The sequence below is a fragment of the Ruegeria sp. C6 genome (genome assembly GCF_056537625.1).
This window is the reverse complement of sequence record NZ_JBQFRW010000006.1, coordinates 160944-177546: the sequence shown is the minus strand read 5'-3', so window position 1 is coordinate 177546 and position 16603 is coordinate 160944. Positions and strand designations below refer to the sequence as shown.

Sequence of the window (16603 nt, the reverse complement as noted above, 5' to 3'; positions counted from 1 at the left end):
CGGCAGAAATTTCAGCACTATGCATCATAGTGTTGCAGTATCTCCTGGTTTGATCCACAGTATGATGCATAGTGCGGGAAATTCCTGCAGATAATCCAGGGTGTCCGCCGTCCAATTCAGAGAGTACCGGAATGAAAAAGAAACCTGCCACTCTGCCACGTGGCTATCGCACCTGCACCGCATCGCTTGCCGTCGCCGACGTCGATGCCGCGCTAACTTTCTACGAAAGCGCCTTTGAAGCGAAGATACAGGCCTATGACGCGGATGAGGCCCCCGGCTTTGCCTCGATCAAGATCGGCAACTCGATGCTGTTTGTCACCGCCGGATGGGGTGCGCACGGCCCCGCCATTCCGGGCACAGTCACTCCGATTGGGCATCATATGTATGTCGAAGATGTGGACACTGCCCTTGCAGCCGCGTTGGAAAGCGGTGCCAGCCTGATCGCTGAGGCGGCGGACACCTATTGGGGTGAACGCTGCGCCACGATTGCCGATCCGTTCGGTCATGTCTGGACGTTGGCGACCCGCGTCGAAAACCTGAAGCCAGCGGATATCAGTGAACGGCGCAAAGCGCTGCTGGACGCGGCGCAGATCGAGGCTGCATGAACGACGCCCCCCTTCCCACATTCACGATCCGTCAAAACGATCTGGCCATTCTCGCGGCTGAGGGTCGCATCGGCGACTATCCGGTCGCCGTTCGCACGGCGCGTGAGGTGATCAGCGGCGGCTTTGCCAACCACTCGGCGCATCCCAATACCTGGACTGTATACTTTCTGGTCGATGGCCAATGGGCGCTGGTCGAATCCACGCGCGGGCTGCGGCGGGAGTGGTCCAGCCTTGATCGGCTCGAGAAATGGCTGCGCAGTTGCGGATTCCGGTTCTTCTGGGTTCGCAACGACATCGATTTTGTGGAACCGCAGGCAGAAGATACCGCCGAGGAAGCCGCAGTATGAGGGCAGTCGCCTCGGAAAACCATAGCCTGTGGACAGCAGGCTTGCGTGACCACACGGTTTTATGTTCCGATGAAGAACGCCGGATCAAATCGGCGGTCGCAATCGGCAAGAAAATGAGAAGAAACGAAAAATGACCCCTTTTGCGATAACCGGAATCCAGATGCATGTCGGTGCGTTGCAGTCGAATGTCGACGCGATGCTGCACCGGATCGACATTATGATGGCGCGGTTCCCTTGGACCCAGATGGCCCTGTTCAGCGAACTGGCGCCTCATGGTCCGCTCGACCGGTTTGCCCAGCCCTTTCCCAATGACGACCTGTCGCGCTTTCAGGATGCCGCTCGGCGTTATGGGATCTGGCTGATCCCCGGTTCGATGTTCGAAAAGCACGAAGATGGACGGATTTTCAACACCTCGGTGGTGATCAACCCCGAAGGTGAGATCGTCTCAAAATACTCCAAGATGTTCCCGTTCAAACCTTATGAACAGAACATCGCCTCGGGTACCGAATTCTGCATCTTTGATGTGCCGGATGTGGGCCGGTTTGGCCTGTCGATCTGCTACGACATCTGGTTCCCCGAAACCACCCGCCACCTGACCAGCCAAGGGGTCGAGGTTCTGCTGCACCCGGTTCTGACCGGCACAACCGACCGCGAGGCCGAGCTGTCGATCGCCAAGGCGACCGCTGCGCAGTTCCAATGCTATGTGTTTGACGTGAACGGGCTGGCCGCCGGGGGCGTGGGCCGCTCACTGGTCGTTGATCCCTCGGCCACCGTGCTGCACCAGTCTGCGGGACAGGAGGATATCTTCCCTATCGAGATCGATCTTGATCAGGTCCGCCGCCAACGCGAGGTCGGACTGAAAGGTCTGGGGCAGGTTCTCAAAAGCTTCCGCGACCGCGAGGCGGAGTTCCCGGTCTATGACCGTTCCAGCGGGGCGGATGCCTATCTGCACACGCTCGGCCCGCTGCGCATTCCGCAGAAAGGCGACGTTGCGGGCGTCGCTGCATCCGACCCCAGAACGGCGCTGGGATATACTGAAGACGCCGCGACCAAGCCCGACAATCTGTATCTCTACAAAGGGCGCTCTGGCACAGACTGATACCGGCCCAGCTTTTCGGTATCGGCAGAAAGGAAAAATTTCATGCACGGCATTTCCGATAGCGAAAAGCTCCACACCATCTCGGACTACTACAGCGCCTCGCAATTGAGGGCAGACCGGTGGAGCGCGCTGCGGGAAACGGCCGAGTCCCTGGATCAGGGCGGTAACGAAAAAGATCGGGACCGGGCACGGCAGTTGCTGCAGGCGCTGGCTCCGATCGAGGTGTATTTCGCTTTTCCGGGCGGATCGGCGTTCGACTATCTGCGTCGTTTGCTGGACCATGGAAACTTTGGCGATTTCTCAACCGCTGTGCGCCGGGTGTCGCGGGCGCTGACCTCAGGGGCATATCGTCGCCGCTCGATCCCGCTGATCGCGGATGAGACCGAGGTTGATGAGTTCGAGGACGAGTCCACTCAAAGCCATGAAGCCCGCGCGCTGGGCCGCCCATATTTCGAGGTGATGATCGTTGACAAGGTCAACGAACATCAGGAACGGTTCCTGCAAACCAGCCTGCAACGGATGCGCCGCAGCGAAGATCCGTTTATCTATGAAACCGTTGTCGTTCCCAGTGTCGAGGATGCGCTGATCGGGGTTCTGTTCAACCAGAATGTACAGGCGGTCATCGTTCGTCCGGGCCTTAGCCTGAAGTCCAAGAACGAAACCAATGTTTTGGGCCGCTATATCAGCCTCTATGGCGAGGGCGCCGATCTTGATGCGCTGTCACCCTCGGAATACGGACCAGAAACCTGCCGCCGGATCGGCATGCTGCGCCCCGAGCTGGACGCTTATCTAATCACCGACCGTTCGGCGGAAGATATCGCCGGTCTCGATCTGGGCCTGTGCCGGCGGGTCTTCTACAATCAGGAAGACTTTCTGGAATTGCACCTGAACATCCTGCGCGGGGTGCAGCGGCGCTATAAGACGCCGTTCTTCACGGCGCTCAAGGAATACTCAAAACAGCCCACGGGCGTGTTCCACGCGATGCCGATCAGCCGGGGTAAATCGATTAGTCGCAGCCACTGGATTCAGGACATGGGGGCGTTCTACGGATCAAATATCTTCATGGCGGAAACTTCGGCCACCTCGGGCGGGCTGGATTCTCTGCTGGAACCCAAAGGTCCGATAAAAGAGGCGCAGGAGGCTGCCGCACGCGCATTCGGCTCTAAACAGACGTTTTTTGCGACTAACGGCACCTCGACCTGCAACAAAATCGTTGTGCAAGCACTGGTACGGCCCGGAGATATCGTGCTGATCGACCGCGATTGCCACAAATCGCACCACTACGGCATGGTGCTGGCGGGGGCGAGCGTGGTCTATATGGACAGCTATCCGCTGCACGATTACTCGATGTACGGCGCGGTGCCGATCCGAGAGATCAAGCACAAGCTTTTGACCCTGAAGGCCGAAGGCAAGCTGGATCAGGTTCGTATGGTTCTGCTGACCAACTGCACATTCGACGGCATCGTCTACAACGTGCAGCGGGTGATGCAGGAATGTCTGGCGATCAAAAAGGACCTTGTGTTCCTATGGGATGAGGCGTGGTTCGGTTACGCGCGCTTTGCCCCGAATTCGCGCGTACGTACCGCGATGCGATCGGCCAATATCCTGCGCGAACAATTCCGCACCCCAGAACATGCCGAGGCTTATGCCAAACAGCAGGAGGAACTGAAGGGCACGGATGATGAGACCCTTCTGAACACCCGCCTGATCGCTCCGCCCGATGCGCGTGTTAGGGTCTATGCCACACAATCAACGCATAAAACGCTAACTGCGCTGCGGCAGGGTTCGATGATCCACGTCAATGACCAGCAGTTCAAAGGTGCGGTCGAAGAGGCGTTTCACGAGGCCTATATGACCCACACCTCGACCTCTCCCAATTACCAGATCATCGCCTCTTTGGATGTTGGGCGCAGACAAGTCGAGATCGAAGGGTACGAGTTCGTCCAGCGGCAGGTCGAAAGCGCGATGGCAATCCGCCGGGCCGTGACGACCCATCCGCTGCTCAGAAAGTATTTCAAGCTGGTCACGGCGGGCGACATGATCCCCGAGCAATATCGCGAAAGCGGCATGACCAGCTATTTCGATCCCGATCAGGGATGGGCCGATGTTTGGGATTGCTGGGCCAAAGACGAGTTTGTTCTGGATGCCACCCGCATCACGCTGCATGTGGGCGCCACGGGCTGGGACGGCGATACGTTCAAGACCAAGATCCTGATGGATAAATACGGCATCCAGATCAACAAGACCTCGCGCAATACCGTGTTGTTCATGACCAATATCGGCACCACACGCAGCTCGGTCGCTTATCTGATCGAGGTTCTGGTCGAGATCGCCAAGGAACTCGACGATCTGATGGACGATGCCTCGAAGATGGAAAAACGGGCCTTTGAAAAGCGCGTCAGGAATCTGAGCGAACACGTCCCACCTCTGCCCGATTTTAGTCGGTTCCACGATGCGTTCCGCTGTGAAGCAGGTACCGAAGCCGGTGACATCCGTACGGCGTTTTTTCTGTCCTATGACGAAGACAATTGCGACTACGTCGAGCCCGACAAGGAGATGTTGGAACGGCTCGAAGCCGGGGAAGAGATGGTCTCGGCCACCTTCGTGATCCCCTATCCGCCGGGCTTTCCCATTTTGGTACCGGGGCAGGTGATCAGCCCTGAAATTCTCAAATTCATGCAGGAACTGGACGTCTCGGAAATCCATGGGTTCCGTGCCGATCTGGGCCTGCGCATTTTTACCGAAGACGCTTTGAAGTCAGTAAAGAACCCCTAAGGGGTCAGGGAGGACAACAATCATGCCAAAGAAGGTGCTGAAAAACATCTCGGAAATCCGCCGGTATTTCCATACCAACAAGGACCCGATCTATTTTGTATCGGCGACCAATTTCAATCTGTTGGGACTGGATGAATGGGTGATGAACTTCACCTATATCTGCTACATGGATTGCTTTGACGGGCGACATCCGAACGTGTTTGTGCCTTCGGAAATGCCGCATGATGAGTTTCAGTCCATCGAAGACATCAACAATTATCTGCTGCAGCACAAAGAGGTCATCGACCTGGTCAAGCGGCGTGGTGGAAAGCCCAAGTTTGTCTTCCTGATGTTCGACGAGACGACCGAGAAGCTGGTCAAGGAGCTGGGCGGTCAGCTGTGGTTCCCCAAAGCCAAGCTGCGCACCAAATGTGACAACAAGATCGAAACTGTCCGTATCGGCAATAAGGCGGGTGTGCCTTCGGTGCCCAACACGCTGAGCGTTGTCAAAAGCTATGATCACCTGAAAAAGATCTGCGAAAAGGCCGGATTGGGGAATGATCTGGTGCTACAATCCGCCTTTGGCGACAGCGGCCATACGACGTTCTTCATCAAGTCCGAAGCTGATTTCAACAAGCACAAAGACGAGATCATCGGCGAAGGTGAGATCAAGATCATGAAGCGGATCGATTGCCGCGGGGCGGCGATCGAGGCTTGCGCGACCTCGGAGGGTACCATCGTTGGCCCGCTGATGACTGAGCTTGTGGGCTTCAAGGAACTCACGCCTTATCGCGGCGGCTGGTGCGGGAATGAGATTTTCTCGACCGCTTTCCCACCTAAGGCCCGCGAACAGGCCCGGCAGCTGACGTTCCAGTTCGGTGAAGAACTGCGGAAATCCGGCTATCGCGGCTATTTCGAACTCGACTTTCTGATTGACAAGAAAACCGATGAGCTGTGGCTGGGTGAACTGAACCCCCGCATCACTGGCGCCAGTTCGATGACCAACCACGCGGCCTTTGCACACGCCGATGCGCCGCTGTTTCTGTTCCACCTGCTTGAGTTTTCAAAGAAGCCCTTCGAGCTGGATGTCGAGGAACTGAATGCCCGCTGGGCGGATCCGGACATGATCGACAGCTGGTCGCAAATGGTAATCAAACACACCGATGACAGTGTCGACCGGATCACGCAGGCCCCACAGTCGGGCATCTACAAGATGCTGGAAGATGGCCGCGTCGTGTTCGACCGCTTCGACTATCACCGCCGCGCGGTGGGCGAGAACGAAGCGTTCTTCCTGCGTATCTCGAATGTCGGTGATTACCGCTATGAGGGTGCTGATCTGGGTATCCTCGTGACTCGCGGGCGGTCGATGACCAAGGGCTTCAAACTGACAGACAAATCGAAGAAGTGGATTCATGGGATCACTTCGGCTTATACGGCTGAACCGCTGCCCGCCGCACAACCGATGGAAGACCCCGCCTTCAAAATCATGTAGAAAGCCCCATGGCGCTTGTTTTTCGCTCAATTGACGAAGCGCAGCCCGGTCCCAAGCTGGCCGGGCTGTTTGCCGAATACTGGCCCGCCTACCGCAAATGGTGGGCGCAAGAGGGGTATTCGGCCCGCCCCACCTATCGCGAATGTCTACGCGCCCTGCAAAAACACATGCCCGAGATTCTGCCGCTGTACGAAGAGATCGTCGAACTGGTCGGCGGCAGCGACAGCCAGGCACGGTTTCTCAGCTTTTACTGCCCGCCGAAATATCTTTCGGGCTGCAGCCAGGCGATTTGGCGTGGCAAGACACCGTTTCTGGTGCGCAATTACGACTACCATCCAAAAACCTTTGACGCTGCTCTGCTGAAAACCCAATGGGGCGGGCGCGGGATCATCGGGATGAGCGACGGCGTTCTGGGTCTGCTTGATGGCATCAACGATGCCGGTCTGACGGTCTCGCTCACCTTTGGCGGGCGGCGCGAGGTCGGCGACGGCTTTGGCGTGCCGCTGATCCTGCGCTATGTCCTTCAAACCTGCGAGACCACTGCGCAAGCGGTTGACTGCCTGTGCCGCATCCCTTGTCATATGAGCTATAACGTCACCGTTCTGGATGCGAAACACAATCACAGCACGGTGTATCTTGCCCCGGACCGGCACCCGCAAATCTCGGACCAACCAGTGGCGACAAACCATCAGGGCCATGTCGAATGGTCCACCCATGCGCGCTTTACGGCCACCGTGGAACGCGAAAGGTTCTTGCTCAACCGTCTCAACCAGCACCCGGAAAGCGAGAAGCGGTTTATCGATGCGTTCCTGCGTCCGCCGCTTTATTCAACGGCTTTCAGATCAGGTTTCGGCACGCTCTATACTGCGGTCTATCGGCCTGCGAAGAAGCAGTTGCAACTGCTTTGGCCCGGTGCCAGCTGGGACTTGTCCTTCGATGGCTTCAAAGAGGGTGAGCTGAGCCTGATGTTGCCCGACGAGGCCGAGCCTGCAGTCTGACAAGCGCGGTCGCCCTTCTAAACTTCTTGCTCTTGGACGGGCGACGCAATAATGGGAGCGCGACGCGCGGCAGTTTCAAACAAGGCCCGGCGGGATCAACACCACATATTTCTATGACGCGATAGGACCACGGAAAGCATGACCGGTACCTCCCCAAATTGGCTAAGATTGCTTCCTTACTTCGTCACCGCATTGGTGATGGTCCTGGTCTGGTCCTGGTATCTGACTGATCTGGGTGTTGGGAACATCTATCACTACGATGAATTCTACACTTATGACCGCAGTACAGGCTTTGCGCGCAATGGGGACTGGCTGGCGGTTTATTCCAACAACGAACCTAGCCTAAAAAAACCGCCCATGCAGTATTGGATGTCTGCACTGCTGATGGAGTTTGGCGTATCTGATATTCTGGCCTTGCGCCTGCCGTCGATGATCTTTGCGCTGGGCGCGCTGATGGCAACGGCCGTACTGGCGCGGGTGATGATCCCGGACAGCCCCTGGGCCATGCTGCCTTCGGTCCTGCTGGTGGCCACGTCGCTTCAGTTCTGGCAACACGCCACATCCGCGATGCTTGATACCGGTGCGGTTTTCTTTTCGACCCTTGGAATTGCAGCCCTGTTGGCAGCGTTGGAAAAGCCGAAATACTGGCCTTATTTCGGCGCAACTCTGGTGTTGGCCGCCTTGCAGAAAAGCCCAACCCCGCTGGCCTTTCTAGCGCTGGCACTACTGACGCTGAAGTTGACCAACAGATGGCAGACGGAACCGTTCAGCGAGATCTGGCAGAACAGAACGTTTCGCCGGACACTCAAGATTGCGATCCCGCTGGCCTTCGCCTGGCCGATCCTGCAAGAGCTTCGGTTCCTCTTTGGCGACTCGCTGGATGGCAACATCAAAGGCGAGATGCTGGATCGTTTTCGCCCTTCGCTCAGCGATCGCGGCTTCGGGAAACTCTATGATCTGATCATCGCGGGCGAGCCGTGGTTGCGGCTGCTGGGTTTTGTCGGCATCTGCGCTCTGCCATTTCTGCAAAAGCGGCCCAGACTTCTTGCTGCAACAGGTATAGCCGCGTTCTTCGTTATCATGATGTGGGCCGCAGCCGGCAAGGTTTATGCACGCTACACCCTGCTGATCCTGCCGATGCTGATGGTCGCGGCAACCGGTTTGTTGTTTTCGGTCAAGCGCCTGCGCTGGGCCGGGATGGTGGCCGCGCTGGGTCTGGTCTTTGTTGCAGGCGGCCTGTTCTATGACCGCGATGCCACCGATCTGGGCAAGGGCCGCGTACGCTTGGGCGTGCCCGAGGCCGAGATTTTGACCCCTTTGGGTGCAATGCTGCAGCCGGATGAAACCCTGCTGCTCTGCGCCTATGACCGCAAGTTGCGCGTACCACCCGGGGCCGCATCGGTCTTTGCTTCCAACGGTAGGCGCTTTGTCTATCTCAGACGGCTGGAGCTGCACAAATACCTCGACAGGTTCGGCTATACCACCGGCCCGCTGCGAGGGCTCTGTTCGGAGGGTGAGTTGTCTGAGCTGGCACCTGACCTGATCGGGCTCGAGACGCAGCCAACTGCGGTTGACGGTTTGGTCTATTGGTCAGCAACCGGTGTCACGCCCGCCCCTGAATAGGAGACACGGTGCAATCCGCCCCATCGCTGAACAATGCCCCAACAAGTTGCGCAGATGTTGGCCTGCGATGCGGTGGCCACTTGAATTTTCGCCGTTGATCCCGCAAAAGCCCTGAGACTGAAACAAGTAAAGCTATCCACTATGCATGCTGATCATGATGCCAACGCTGACAATCGACCCACTGTGTCGATCGTGATTCCCATGCATAACGAACAGGGGGCTGTTCCTGGTCTTATCCAGGGCATCTGCACTGCTGCGACCGAATTGCCCGCGTTCGAGATTGTCGCGGTTGATGATGGATCGACCGATGGCACTTTTGCGGCGCTGCAACAGATGCAGAAAGACTGTCCGCAACTGCGCATCCTGCAGCACAAAACGGCCGGTGGCCAAAGTGCTGCCGTGCATTCCGGCGTCAAGGAAGCACGCGCGGATATCTGCTGTACGCTGGATGGCGACGGACAGAACCCGCCGGAAGAACTGCCAAAGATTTGGGCGCCGCTGGTGTCGGGTGGTGATGCCTCGATTGGCCTGGTGGCGGGGCAACGGGTTGGCCGACAAGACACTGCGTCAAAGAAGCTTGCCTCGCGCTTTGCCAATGCACTGCGGGGCTGGATGCTGAAAGACGGCACACGTGACACCGGCTGCGGTTTCAAGGCGTTCCGACGGCAGGCTTTCCTTGATCTGCCCTTTTTCAATCATATGCACCGTTATCTGCCCGCTCTGTTCAAGGCTTATGGCTGGAATATCGCACTGGTGGATGTGGCGCATCAGCAGCGTTTGTCGGGCGAATCCAAATACACCAATTTCGGGCGGGCCATGGTCGGCATCTGGGATCTGTTCGGCGTCGTCTGGCTGACCCGCCGCGCCAAATCCGTTTCCGCAACCGAGGCGTCCCGGTCATGAAAGAAACCATTCTGGAAATCCTGCACGTCGACAGCCCGACCGAGGCGCTCTGGGTCTTTATCGGTCTGGCCGGTCAGCTGATGTTCAGCGCCCGGTTTATCGTGCAATGGATCACGTCCGAGCGCGCCAAGAAATCCGTCATCCCGATGGCGTTCTGGTACCTTTCGATCGGCGGCGGGCTTATCCTGCTGAGCTATGCGATCTATCGCCGTGACCCGGTCTTTATTCTGGGTCAGTCGATGGGCCTGTCCATCTACCTGCGCAACATCTTCCTTATTCGCGCTGAAAACCGCTGATTGATTGTAACGCTTCTTTACGACCTGCCACCCATTACAAGTTTGTCGGCTGCACCCGTTCAGCGGCTAGCGGCCTACGGCTGCGTTGTGTGAACAACCTCTTATTGTTTCTGAAACTTTCGTGCTAGTATCCTGCGAATAGATTTTCAGAATTGTACTCGGAGGATATTTTCTCTTGCCCGATAGCTCACCCCGGTTGTTCAGATTGCGCCCTTTGGAAAAGGCGGATCTGGGAACAGTTGCGCGCTGGTTTCAGGATATCCATGACCTGGCACTGTTCGACCGTACGTCGCGCATTCCGCAGAACCTGGTACAGACCGAGCAATATTGGGAAGACGCGATAAACGCCTCAAAGGACTGCTGCAAATGCTGGTTCGCTATCGAATCTGACAGTGGTGATCTGGTGGGGATGACCGGGCTTGAAGCAATTTCCAGCGTCAACAGGGATGCGGTGGTTCCGGTTTTTGTCGACAAATCCATCCGTCGACATGGCGTGGCGGTGCGTTCGGTTGCGCTGATGCTGGATTTCGCATTCCGGCAATTGGGGCTGAACCGTATCACTTCGTATTACCGGGCCGACAATCACAGCAGCCGCGATCTGATCCAGCGAATCGGCTGCGAGATCGAGGGCACGATGCGTCAAGCCTGGTTCGCGGATGGGCAGTTCCATGACATGGTTGTCGTCGGCATGTTGCAGCAGGACTGGATCGCGCGTCGAGAGGTGCTCGCGCAGGAGTTAGGCACCCAAACAGTGGTCAGTTTTGATGCCTCTGGGTGGTCTTGGCCCCCCGATTCCGGTGCAGATACCTAAAATGTTACGTATTCTGAGTCATTTTTTGCTAAAACAGTCCTGTCGGATTCGACATGACAACACAATTGAGTATTGCCAGTGAACACGACCGGTTCGGACGCATCAATAAAACAGAAACTAGGCGCGGTGCTTTTTGCCGACGTTGTCGGCTATTCCCGCCTGATGAGCGAGAACGAGATGGATACGTATAACGCGTTGAAGTCTTTGCTTTCGCAGCTTGAATCGGCTTGCTCAAAGTATCAGGGCAAAATCATCGAAGTGCGCGGTGACGGCATCCTTGCCTTATTCGACACGGCGACCAGTGCAGTAGAGTTCAGCATCGAACTGCATCGGATCGCTGCGGAACATAATCAGGCGCGGGATGACGAGCACAACATCAAATTTCGCGCTGGCGTTCACATGGGCGAAGTTCTGATGGACGAACGCGGCATCCATGGTGACAACGTCAATATCGCTGCCCGCCTGCAGGAGATTGCCGAGCCAGAACGGGTTTATGTCAGCGCAGCCGTCTATGAACAGATCCGTAACCGCCTGCGCTATGGCTATGAATTCCTCGGTCCCAAGCAGCTCAAGAACATCATGTCTCCGGTCGCGACCTATTGTGTCCGAACCGAGGTCGAGGGTGCAACAATGGCCGCAACCCTACGTCCTGAGATGCAGCTGGAAGTGCTTGAAAGGCCCGATAACCCGTCGGTTGCGGTGCTGCCCTTTATCAGCCAAGGCGGGGATGAAGATGACAGCTGGGTCGCCGAAGGGCTGACCGACGACATCATCATGAACCTGTCCAAATTCCGGAACCTGTTCATCATTGCCCGGAATTCCTCGTTCTTCTTCAAGACCCAGTCGATGTCGCCGCAAGAGGCCGCTCGGCGTCTGAACGTGCGCTATATCGCGCGCGGCAGTGTGCGCCGCTCGTCCAGTCGTATCCGGATCACGGCCGAGCTAATCGACGCCAACACCGAACGCACCATCTGGGGTGAACGGTTCGACCGTAAGCTCGATGATATCTTCGACATCCTGGATGAGGTGACCGAGTGCATCGTTGCCGCCACCGCAGTCATGATCGAGTCGCATGAAAAGCTGCGCATGGTGCAGGCAATCCCGTCAGACCTGCGGGCTTATGGTTCGGTTCTGCAGGGGCAGCACCATATTTTCAAATACACCCGCAACGACAACCGCAAGGCGCAGCATTGCTACGAATCCGCGCTTGAGCGCGACGGCGGCTATGCTCGGGCTGCAGCAGCCCTGTCACGCACGCTCAACATCGATTGGCGCTATTCCTGGACCGAAGACCCAAACAGCGCGCTGGACAAGGCGCTGTCGCTGGCTCAGCGTGCGGTGGAGCTTGACCCCACAGACGCGCGCGGGTTTGGAGAGCTGGGCTATGTGCAGCTTTATCGTAAAGAGCATGACTCGGCGATCGAATCCTACAAACGCGCCCTGCAGCTTAACCCCAACGATGCGGACATGCATTCGGACTACGCCGATGCGCTGGCCCATTGGGGCGACAACGAAACCGCCATCAAACATCTGCAGCAGGCGATGCGCCTGAACCCCTATTTCCCCGATCAGTACCTGTGGCATCTGGGCGGGGCCTATTACAATCTCAAACGCTATGACGACGTGATCTCATGCGTGAACAAGATGAACAACCCGACCGAGGGGCAGCGCGTGCTGGCTGCCAGCTATGCCCATAAGGGCGAGCTGGAAATGGCCCGCCAGATCGCCGACAAACACCGCGCAGCGCATCCCAATTTCTCACTATCGCGCTGGGCCAAGGTTCAGCCGGACCGCCTGTCCGACGACACGCAGCATTTTGTCGAGGGGCTCAAAAAGGCCGGGTTCTGAGCTGCTGCCCGATCTCGCCTATAAAAATCAACTCGCCTGTTCGCGGTCGAACTGCATGCGTAGTCGCCTGACTTCATCCATTTGTTCATGCGACCAGAAGACGAGCGGTTTCAGCATTTCAAGCAAGCTTCTGCCCAAAGGTGTCAATTCATAAGACACTGCCACTGGCGGTCCGGGATCGACGGTGCGGGTCAAATAACCATCACGTTGCAACCCGCGCAGGTTTTCGGTCAACACACTTTGTGTGATGTCTCCGATACAGCGCTTGAGATCGCCAAAGCGTTTCGGCTCATCCTCCAGCGCAAGGATGATGATCATCCGCCATTTGCCCGTCACATTGGACAGTACGGAACGGATTGAGCAGTTGGAAGCTTCTGCCTTGTTGGCAACACCAATTGGTAGCATCTCAGTCTCTGGTATTGTTTCGAAACTTAATCGCACAATAGCGTCACCTTAGCTTCGGTACAACTCCCTGAAAATTCAGGCAGTAGCCTCAAGCATACCAGGTCATTTTAAAGTACGTAATTGAAATGTAGTATGGATTTGCTACCACGTATCCAGTAGATACGAATCACAGGAAATCAACATGTCCCCCAAAGAACTTGTAATCGCACTTTTTACGGCTGCCTTTGCTGAACATGACCCGCAAGCTGCGCTACAGCTCGTTACCCCGGACTATATTCAGCACAACCCGCAAGTCCCGACCGGAGCCGAAGGCCTGGCCGGCCTGATCCCTTTGGTCGAACAATCCGGGATGACTGCAACTACCCACCGGGTCATCACCGAGGGCGATATGGTTGTATTGCACAGCACGTTCGACAACGCGGACGCTTTTGGTGCACCGACCCTCGCCGCCTTTGACATATTCCGCGTCGAGAATGGCAAAGTTGCTGAACATTGGGACAATTTGCAGCCCGTTCCTGAAACAACAGTGTCGGGCCGTGGCATGACAGATGGGCCGACCGAGATCACCGATCTTGAGAAAACAGAAGAAAACAAGGCGCTGGTTCTGGGGTTTGTGCGTGACGTTCTGGGCGGTGCCGCGCCCGAGAAAGCTCCGATGTATTCCGAGGTCTATATGCAGCACAATCCAATGCTTGCCGATGGGATCGATGGCCTGATCGAGGGCACCAAAGCCTGGGCAGAGCAGGGGAATGTGATCACCAAATTCGAGCCGCAGATTGTGGTGGCCGAAGGCAACTTTGTCTTTGTCGCCTCAGATGCCACCGTCAGCGGGAACCCTTGGGCCTTCTTCGACCTATGGCGCGTCGAAGATGGAAAGATCGTTGAACATTGGGACGTCGTTTCGCCTACGCCAGCCGAAATGGCGCACGAAAACGGCAAGTTCTGATCTTCGAAAGGGATGGCGGGTCAGGCATAAATGGCCCGCCAACCCAAAGCAGACGTTGGAATAAAACCAAACGTCAATCGGTCAGGATCATTTCAACCTTCCTATTCACCACGTGCCTTTGCGCCGCTGACTTTGGCACCTGACACCTTAGCACCGGACACCTTGGCCCCGCTGACCTTGGCGCCCGAGACCTTGGCCCCGCTCACCTTGGCGCCCGAGACCTTGGCTCCGGACATCATCGGTGCGTCATACTCAAAATAGACGTCCAGCAGCACGTCTTCGATCTGACCGGCTGCGATATCCATGCGGATGGTGTAATCGGCCTGATCGTAGTTCCAGACGCGAATATCATTGGCCATCTGGTAATCCGCTGCCGCGACGCCCGAAACCGAGGGGTTCATCGGCGCGCGTGCGGCCTGTTGCGTGGTGTCCGGCGCGTTAGCGTCATTGCTGGTCTGCAGCTTGAAGCCATGGGGCAGGTTGCCACCCGTCGCGCTCTCGCCTTCGCCATGCACCAGAAAGATCGTGGGTTCCGGCATCTCGTAATAGGTGCCGTCATAGGCGAAGCCGTAAATCCGGGCCAGTCGTGCATCGCCTCCGAACTGGTCCCCGATGAAATTATTGACGCCGCGACCCCTCCGGCGGCCATCCTGTTCGATGAACAGCTGCTCCGAGTGACGGTTCGCGATCTGCTGCCAGTGGGTATGTTTGAACTGACGTCCGCGGCGTATATAGACAAACGAGTCGTGCGGAACCTTCTTCCGCTTGTCGAACTTGAACTTATCGCCGTCCTTGATGACCTTGTAGATGCCGGACTTTTCGTTTGCCGCATCCCCGACCTGGACCAGAACACGATCGTCTTCCCGGACATGTACGCCGTCGATTTTGGTGAATTTCTTACTGAAGTCGTAGTCTTCCTCAACCTCTTCGGCCAACCGGACCGAGCGTTGTTTCAGTTTTAAATCACTTAACTCTCGCCCAAACAGTAATACCTCGGAAAAACTGAGTAAGGACTCAGACATATCACTTTCTCCCTATCGGGGGTCGACGCTGCCGATTGCCTCGCCTGTCCCGGTTTGCGCATTCAGTGCGCGTTGAATGTCACTATTATCACCCCGTGCGCGTAACCTGCCACAATAGCGGGGGAAAAACAAAGACTTTAAGGTTCATTCACCTCGGGTGACAGCGTACGAACCGACGCGGCATGGCTCGTGCCGTCGGGCTTGGTCAAACGGGGGCCGGGCGCTGTCAATCCGATGTGGCGCATGCGGAAATTGCCTTCGATAATCTGCCGGAATGCGCCGCCGGTTACCTCGTGATCGACCATGACCAAGGCGCGTTCAACGCCGAAGTAGCTCAGCATATCGGGGTCCAATTTCTCCCACGCATCTGCAAGATAGGACCCCAGCAAATCACGCGCTTCGATCAGGGCAACCCGAAAGCCTTCGGGGTCGGCTGCGTAATGTTCGTCGAACAGGTCCTGCATGATCGCATTGTATTCGTCGGTCCCTTCCAACTCGTCCGAGAGCTCCTCCATCTCCGGGTCGATCACGTCATGTGCTACCAGTCGTTCGTGGTAGATATCGACCAGAATATCGAACATCGCTCCGGTCAGTGGTTCCGACAGGGCGTGTTCGCTGGACCATCCATGCGAGAATTCAGAAAGCGTCCGGTCATTGGCGGCGATCCGAATTTGCGAGTTCTGCGACAGCTCGGCAAAGCGGCTCAGCCGGTTATAGGTATAAAGGTTGCCGCGCGTGTTTTTCAGCAATTCATCCACGACCGAGCCGAAATGCAGCGACGCCAACAGCGCCACCATATCGGCCGCCGATTCATGGAACCCGTAATATTCGCCGGTCGCGTCCTCTTCGGATGGCATGCCGACCACGCTGTAGATGATGGCATGACCGATCTCATGCGCGACCACATCGAAGTTCAGGCTGTAGGGGCGGTATTCGTCACCGATATCGCGAGTGCCACCGGTTTCCAGAAATCCCCAACCGATATGCGCGTTATCTAGACTTGGTAGCAACGATAGCTCAAGCCGCTCGAAATCACGCGCGAAATGCCAGGGGATCGGGCGGTTAAAATAGCCCTCCCACACATCCATGGTGAAATGGGCCGCTCCGAACAGATGGGCGGCTTCAAAGGCCGGGTCCTCGGGATCGATATGGATGAAATTGCCAAACTCATCGGGCTCGGGCGGCGGCAGGATATAGCCGTCCCATGCGGGCAGATACATCTCGGGGCCGTCTTCACCCTCGATCATCGCGCCATAGGGGGTCGTTTTGTCAACCGGGTACATCGCATACATGCGGGGGCCCGATGGGCCTGGGCCTATGGTCCCTTGCGGGGCCGATATTTCGACCAGTTCGGGCTTGGAATTCGGCTCTAAAAAGGGCGATTGCGGATATAGTAAGAACCGCGTGCCGGGGGGGTCATTCTCTGAATAGTCGGGCCAGATTGCCAATTTTCC

At 56.8% G+C, this 16603-nt stretch carries 15 protein-coding genes; 12 read left to right on the top strand and 3 right to left on the bottom strand.

All coding sequences use genetic code 11. The features are described 5' to 3' along the window. The first annotated feature begins 131 nt into the window (after positions 1 to 131). The 11 genes from ACR0MJ_RS17855 (at position 132) to ACR0MJ_RS17805 (ending at position 12776) form a co-directional block, all read left to right on the top strand. Complete coding sequence (locus tag ACR0MJ_RS17855) at positions 132 to 605, top strand: VOC family protein (RefSeq protein WP_480762017.1); 474 nt, start codon at positions 132 to 134, stop codon at positions 603 to 605. Beyond that, a complete protein-coding gene (locus tag ACR0MJ_RS17850; RefSeq protein ID WP_170397963.1) occupies positions 602 to 952 on the top strand; it encodes a hypothetical protein in 351 nt (116 codons plus the stop codon). Before ACR0MJ_RS17855 ends, ACR0MJ_RS17850 begins: the two co-directional genes overlap by 4 nt. A 130-nt stretch (positions 953 to 1082) precedes the next feature. Continuing rightward, positions 1083 to 2051, top strand: a complete 969-nt coding sequence (locus ACR0MJ_RS17845) for a carbon-nitrogen hydrolase family protein (protein ID WP_170425418.1) — start codon at positions 1083 to 1085, stop codon at positions 2049 to 2051. Positions 2052 to 2093: 42 nt separating this feature from the next. After that, positions 2094 to 4826, top strand: a complete 2733-nt coding sequence (locus tag ACR0MJ_RS17840; RefSeq protein ID WP_480762014.1) for an aminotransferase class I/II-fold pyridoxal phosphate-dependent enzyme — start codon at positions 2094 to 2096, stop codon at positions 4824 to 4826. 22 nt (positions 4827 to 4848) lie between these two features. Beyond that, on the top strand, positions 4849 to 6297 hold the full coding sequence (locus ACR0MJ_RS17835) for a biotin carboxylase (RefSeq protein ID WP_170407976.1): 1449 nt from the start codon (positions 4849 to 4851) through the stop codon (positions 6295 to 6297). Positions 6298 to 6305: 8 nt separating this feature from the next. Beyond that, on the top strand, positions 6306 to 7295 hold the full coding sequence (locus ACR0MJ_RS17830) for a C45 family autoproteolytic acyltransferase/hydrolase (protein ID WP_170514267.1): 990 nt from the start codon (positions 6306 to 6308) through the stop codon (positions 7293 to 7295). A 138-nt stretch (positions 7296 to 7433) separates the two neighbouring features. After that, positions 7434 to 8918 carry a glycosyltransferase family 39 protein gene (locus tag ACR0MJ_RS17825; protein WP_170625381.1) on the top strand — a complete coding sequence of 495 codons (1485 nt, stop codon included), beginning with the start codon at positions 7434 to 7436 and terminating at the stop codon, positions 8916 to 8918. Between the two features lie 141 nt (positions 8919 to 9059). Continuing rightward, complete coding sequence (locus ACR0MJ_RS17820; RefSeq protein ID WP_170407982.1) at positions 9060 to 9821, top strand: glycosyltransferase family 2 protein; 762 nt, start codon at positions 9060 to 9062, stop codon at positions 9819 to 9821. Next, the gene (locus ACR0MJ_RS17815; protein ID WP_039542759.1) at positions 9818 to 10117 is read left to right on the top strand and encodes a lipid-A-disaccharide synthase N-terminal domain-containing protein; all 300 of its coding nucleotides are present in this window, start codon (positions 9818 to 9820) and stop codon (positions 10115 to 10117) included. Before ACR0MJ_RS17820 ends, ACR0MJ_RS17815 begins: the two co-directional genes overlap by 4 nt. Positions 10118 to 10292: 175 nt before the next feature. Then, positions 10293 to 10928: a GNAT family N-acetyltransferase gene (locus ACR0MJ_RS17810; RefSeq protein WP_170397983.1), complete on the top strand. Its 636-nt coding sequence runs from the start codon at positions 10293 to 10295 to the stop codon at positions 10926 to 10928. Positions 10929 to 11006: 78 nt separating this feature from the next. Continuing rightward, positions 11007 to 12776, top strand: a complete 1770-nt coding sequence (locus ACR0MJ_RS17805; RefSeq protein WP_480762010.1) for an adenylate/guanylate cyclase domain-containing protein — start codon at positions 11007 to 11009, stop codon at positions 12774 to 12776. Positions 12777 to 12803: 27 nt separating this feature from the next. Here ACR0MJ_RS17805 and ACR0MJ_RS17800 read toward each other — a convergent pair whose 3' ends face one another. Beyond that, positions 12804 to 13181 carry a winged helix-turn-helix transcriptional regulator gene (locus ACR0MJ_RS17800; RefSeq protein ID WP_170397987.1) on the bottom strand — a complete coding sequence of 126 codons (378 nt, stop codon included), beginning with the start codon at positions 13179 to 13181 and terminating at the stop codon, positions 12804 to 12806. Between the two features lie 181 nt (positions 13182 to 13362). On the opposite strand from ACR0MJ_RS17800, the gene ACR0MJ_RS17795 reads away from it, so the two are divergent. Beyond that, positions 13363 to 14127 (top strand): nuclear transport factor 2 family protein, encoded by a 765-nt coding sequence (locus ACR0MJ_RS17795; protein ID WP_170733793.1) that lies wholly within the window; start codon positions 13363 to 13365, stop codon positions 14125 to 14127. A gap of 101 nt (positions 14128 to 14228) precedes the next feature. Here ACR0MJ_RS17795 and ACR0MJ_RS17790 read toward each other — a convergent pair whose 3' ends face one another. Next, positions 14229 to 15149 (bottom strand): pentapeptide repeat-containing protein, encoded by a 921-nt coding sequence (locus ACR0MJ_RS17790; protein WP_170397991.1) that lies wholly within the window; start codon positions 15147 to 15149, stop codon positions 14229 to 14231. 137 nt (positions 15150 to 15286) lie between these two features. Beyond that, the gene (locus ACR0MJ_RS17785; RefSeq protein ID WP_170397993.1) at positions 15287 to 16597 is read right to left on the bottom strand and encodes a gluzincin family metallopeptidase; all 1311 of its coding nucleotides are present in this window, start codon (positions 16595 to 16597) and stop codon (positions 15287 to 15289) included. Between the last annotated feature and the right edge of the window lie 6 nt (positions 16598 to 16603).

Excerpts from the sequence above, each read along its gene's own strand:
- ACR0MJ_RS17855 (WP_480762017.1), top strand. The coding sequence starts at position 132 with ATGAAAAAGAAACCTGCCACTCTGCCACGTGGCTATCGCACCTGCACC.
- ACR0MJ_RS17850 (WP_170397963.1), top strand. The coding sequence starts at position 602 with ATGAACGACGCCCCCCTTCCCACATTCACGATCCGTCAAAACGATCTG.
- ACR0MJ_RS17845 (WP_170425418.1), top strand. The coding sequence starts at position 1,083 with ATGACCCCTTTTGCGATAACCGGAATCCAGATGCATGTCGGTGCGTTG.
- ACR0MJ_RS17840 (WP_480762014.1), top strand. The coding sequence starts at position 2,094 with ATGCACGGCATTTCCGATAGCGAAAAGCTCCACACCATCTCGGACTAC.
- ACR0MJ_RS17835 (WP_170407976.1), top strand. The coding sequence starts at position 4,849 with ATGCCAAAGAAGGTGCTGAAAAACATCTCGGAAATCCGCCGGTATTTC.
- ACR0MJ_RS17830 (WP_170514267.1), top strand. The coding sequence starts at position 6,306 with ATGGCGCTTGTTTTTCGCTCAATTGACGAAGCGCAGCCCGGTCCCAAG.
- ACR0MJ_RS17825 (WP_170625381.1), top strand. The coding sequence starts at position 7,434 with ATGACCGGTACCTCCCCAAATTGGCTAAGATTGCTTCCTTACTTCGTC.
- ACR0MJ_RS17820 (WP_170407982.1), top strand. The coding sequence starts at position 9,060 with ATGCATGCTGATCATGATGCCAACGCTGACAATCGACCCACTGTGTCG.
- ACR0MJ_RS17815 (WP_039542759.1), top strand. The coding sequence starts at position 9,818 with ATGAAAGAAACCATTCTGGAAATCCTGCACGTCGACAGCCCGACCGAG.
- ACR0MJ_RS17800 (WP_170397987.1), bottom strand. The coding sequence starts at position 13,181 with ATGCTACCAATTGGTGTTGCCAACAAGGCAGAAGCTTCCAACTGCTCA.
- ACR0MJ_RS17795 (WP_170733793.1), top strand. The coding sequence starts at position 13,363 with ATGTCCCCCAAAGAACTTGTAATCGCACTTTTTACGGCTGCCTTTGCT.
- ACR0MJ_RS17790 (WP_170397991.1), bottom strand. The coding sequence starts at position 15,149 with ATGTCTGAGTCCTTACTCAGTTTTTCCGAGGTATTACTGTTTGGGCGA.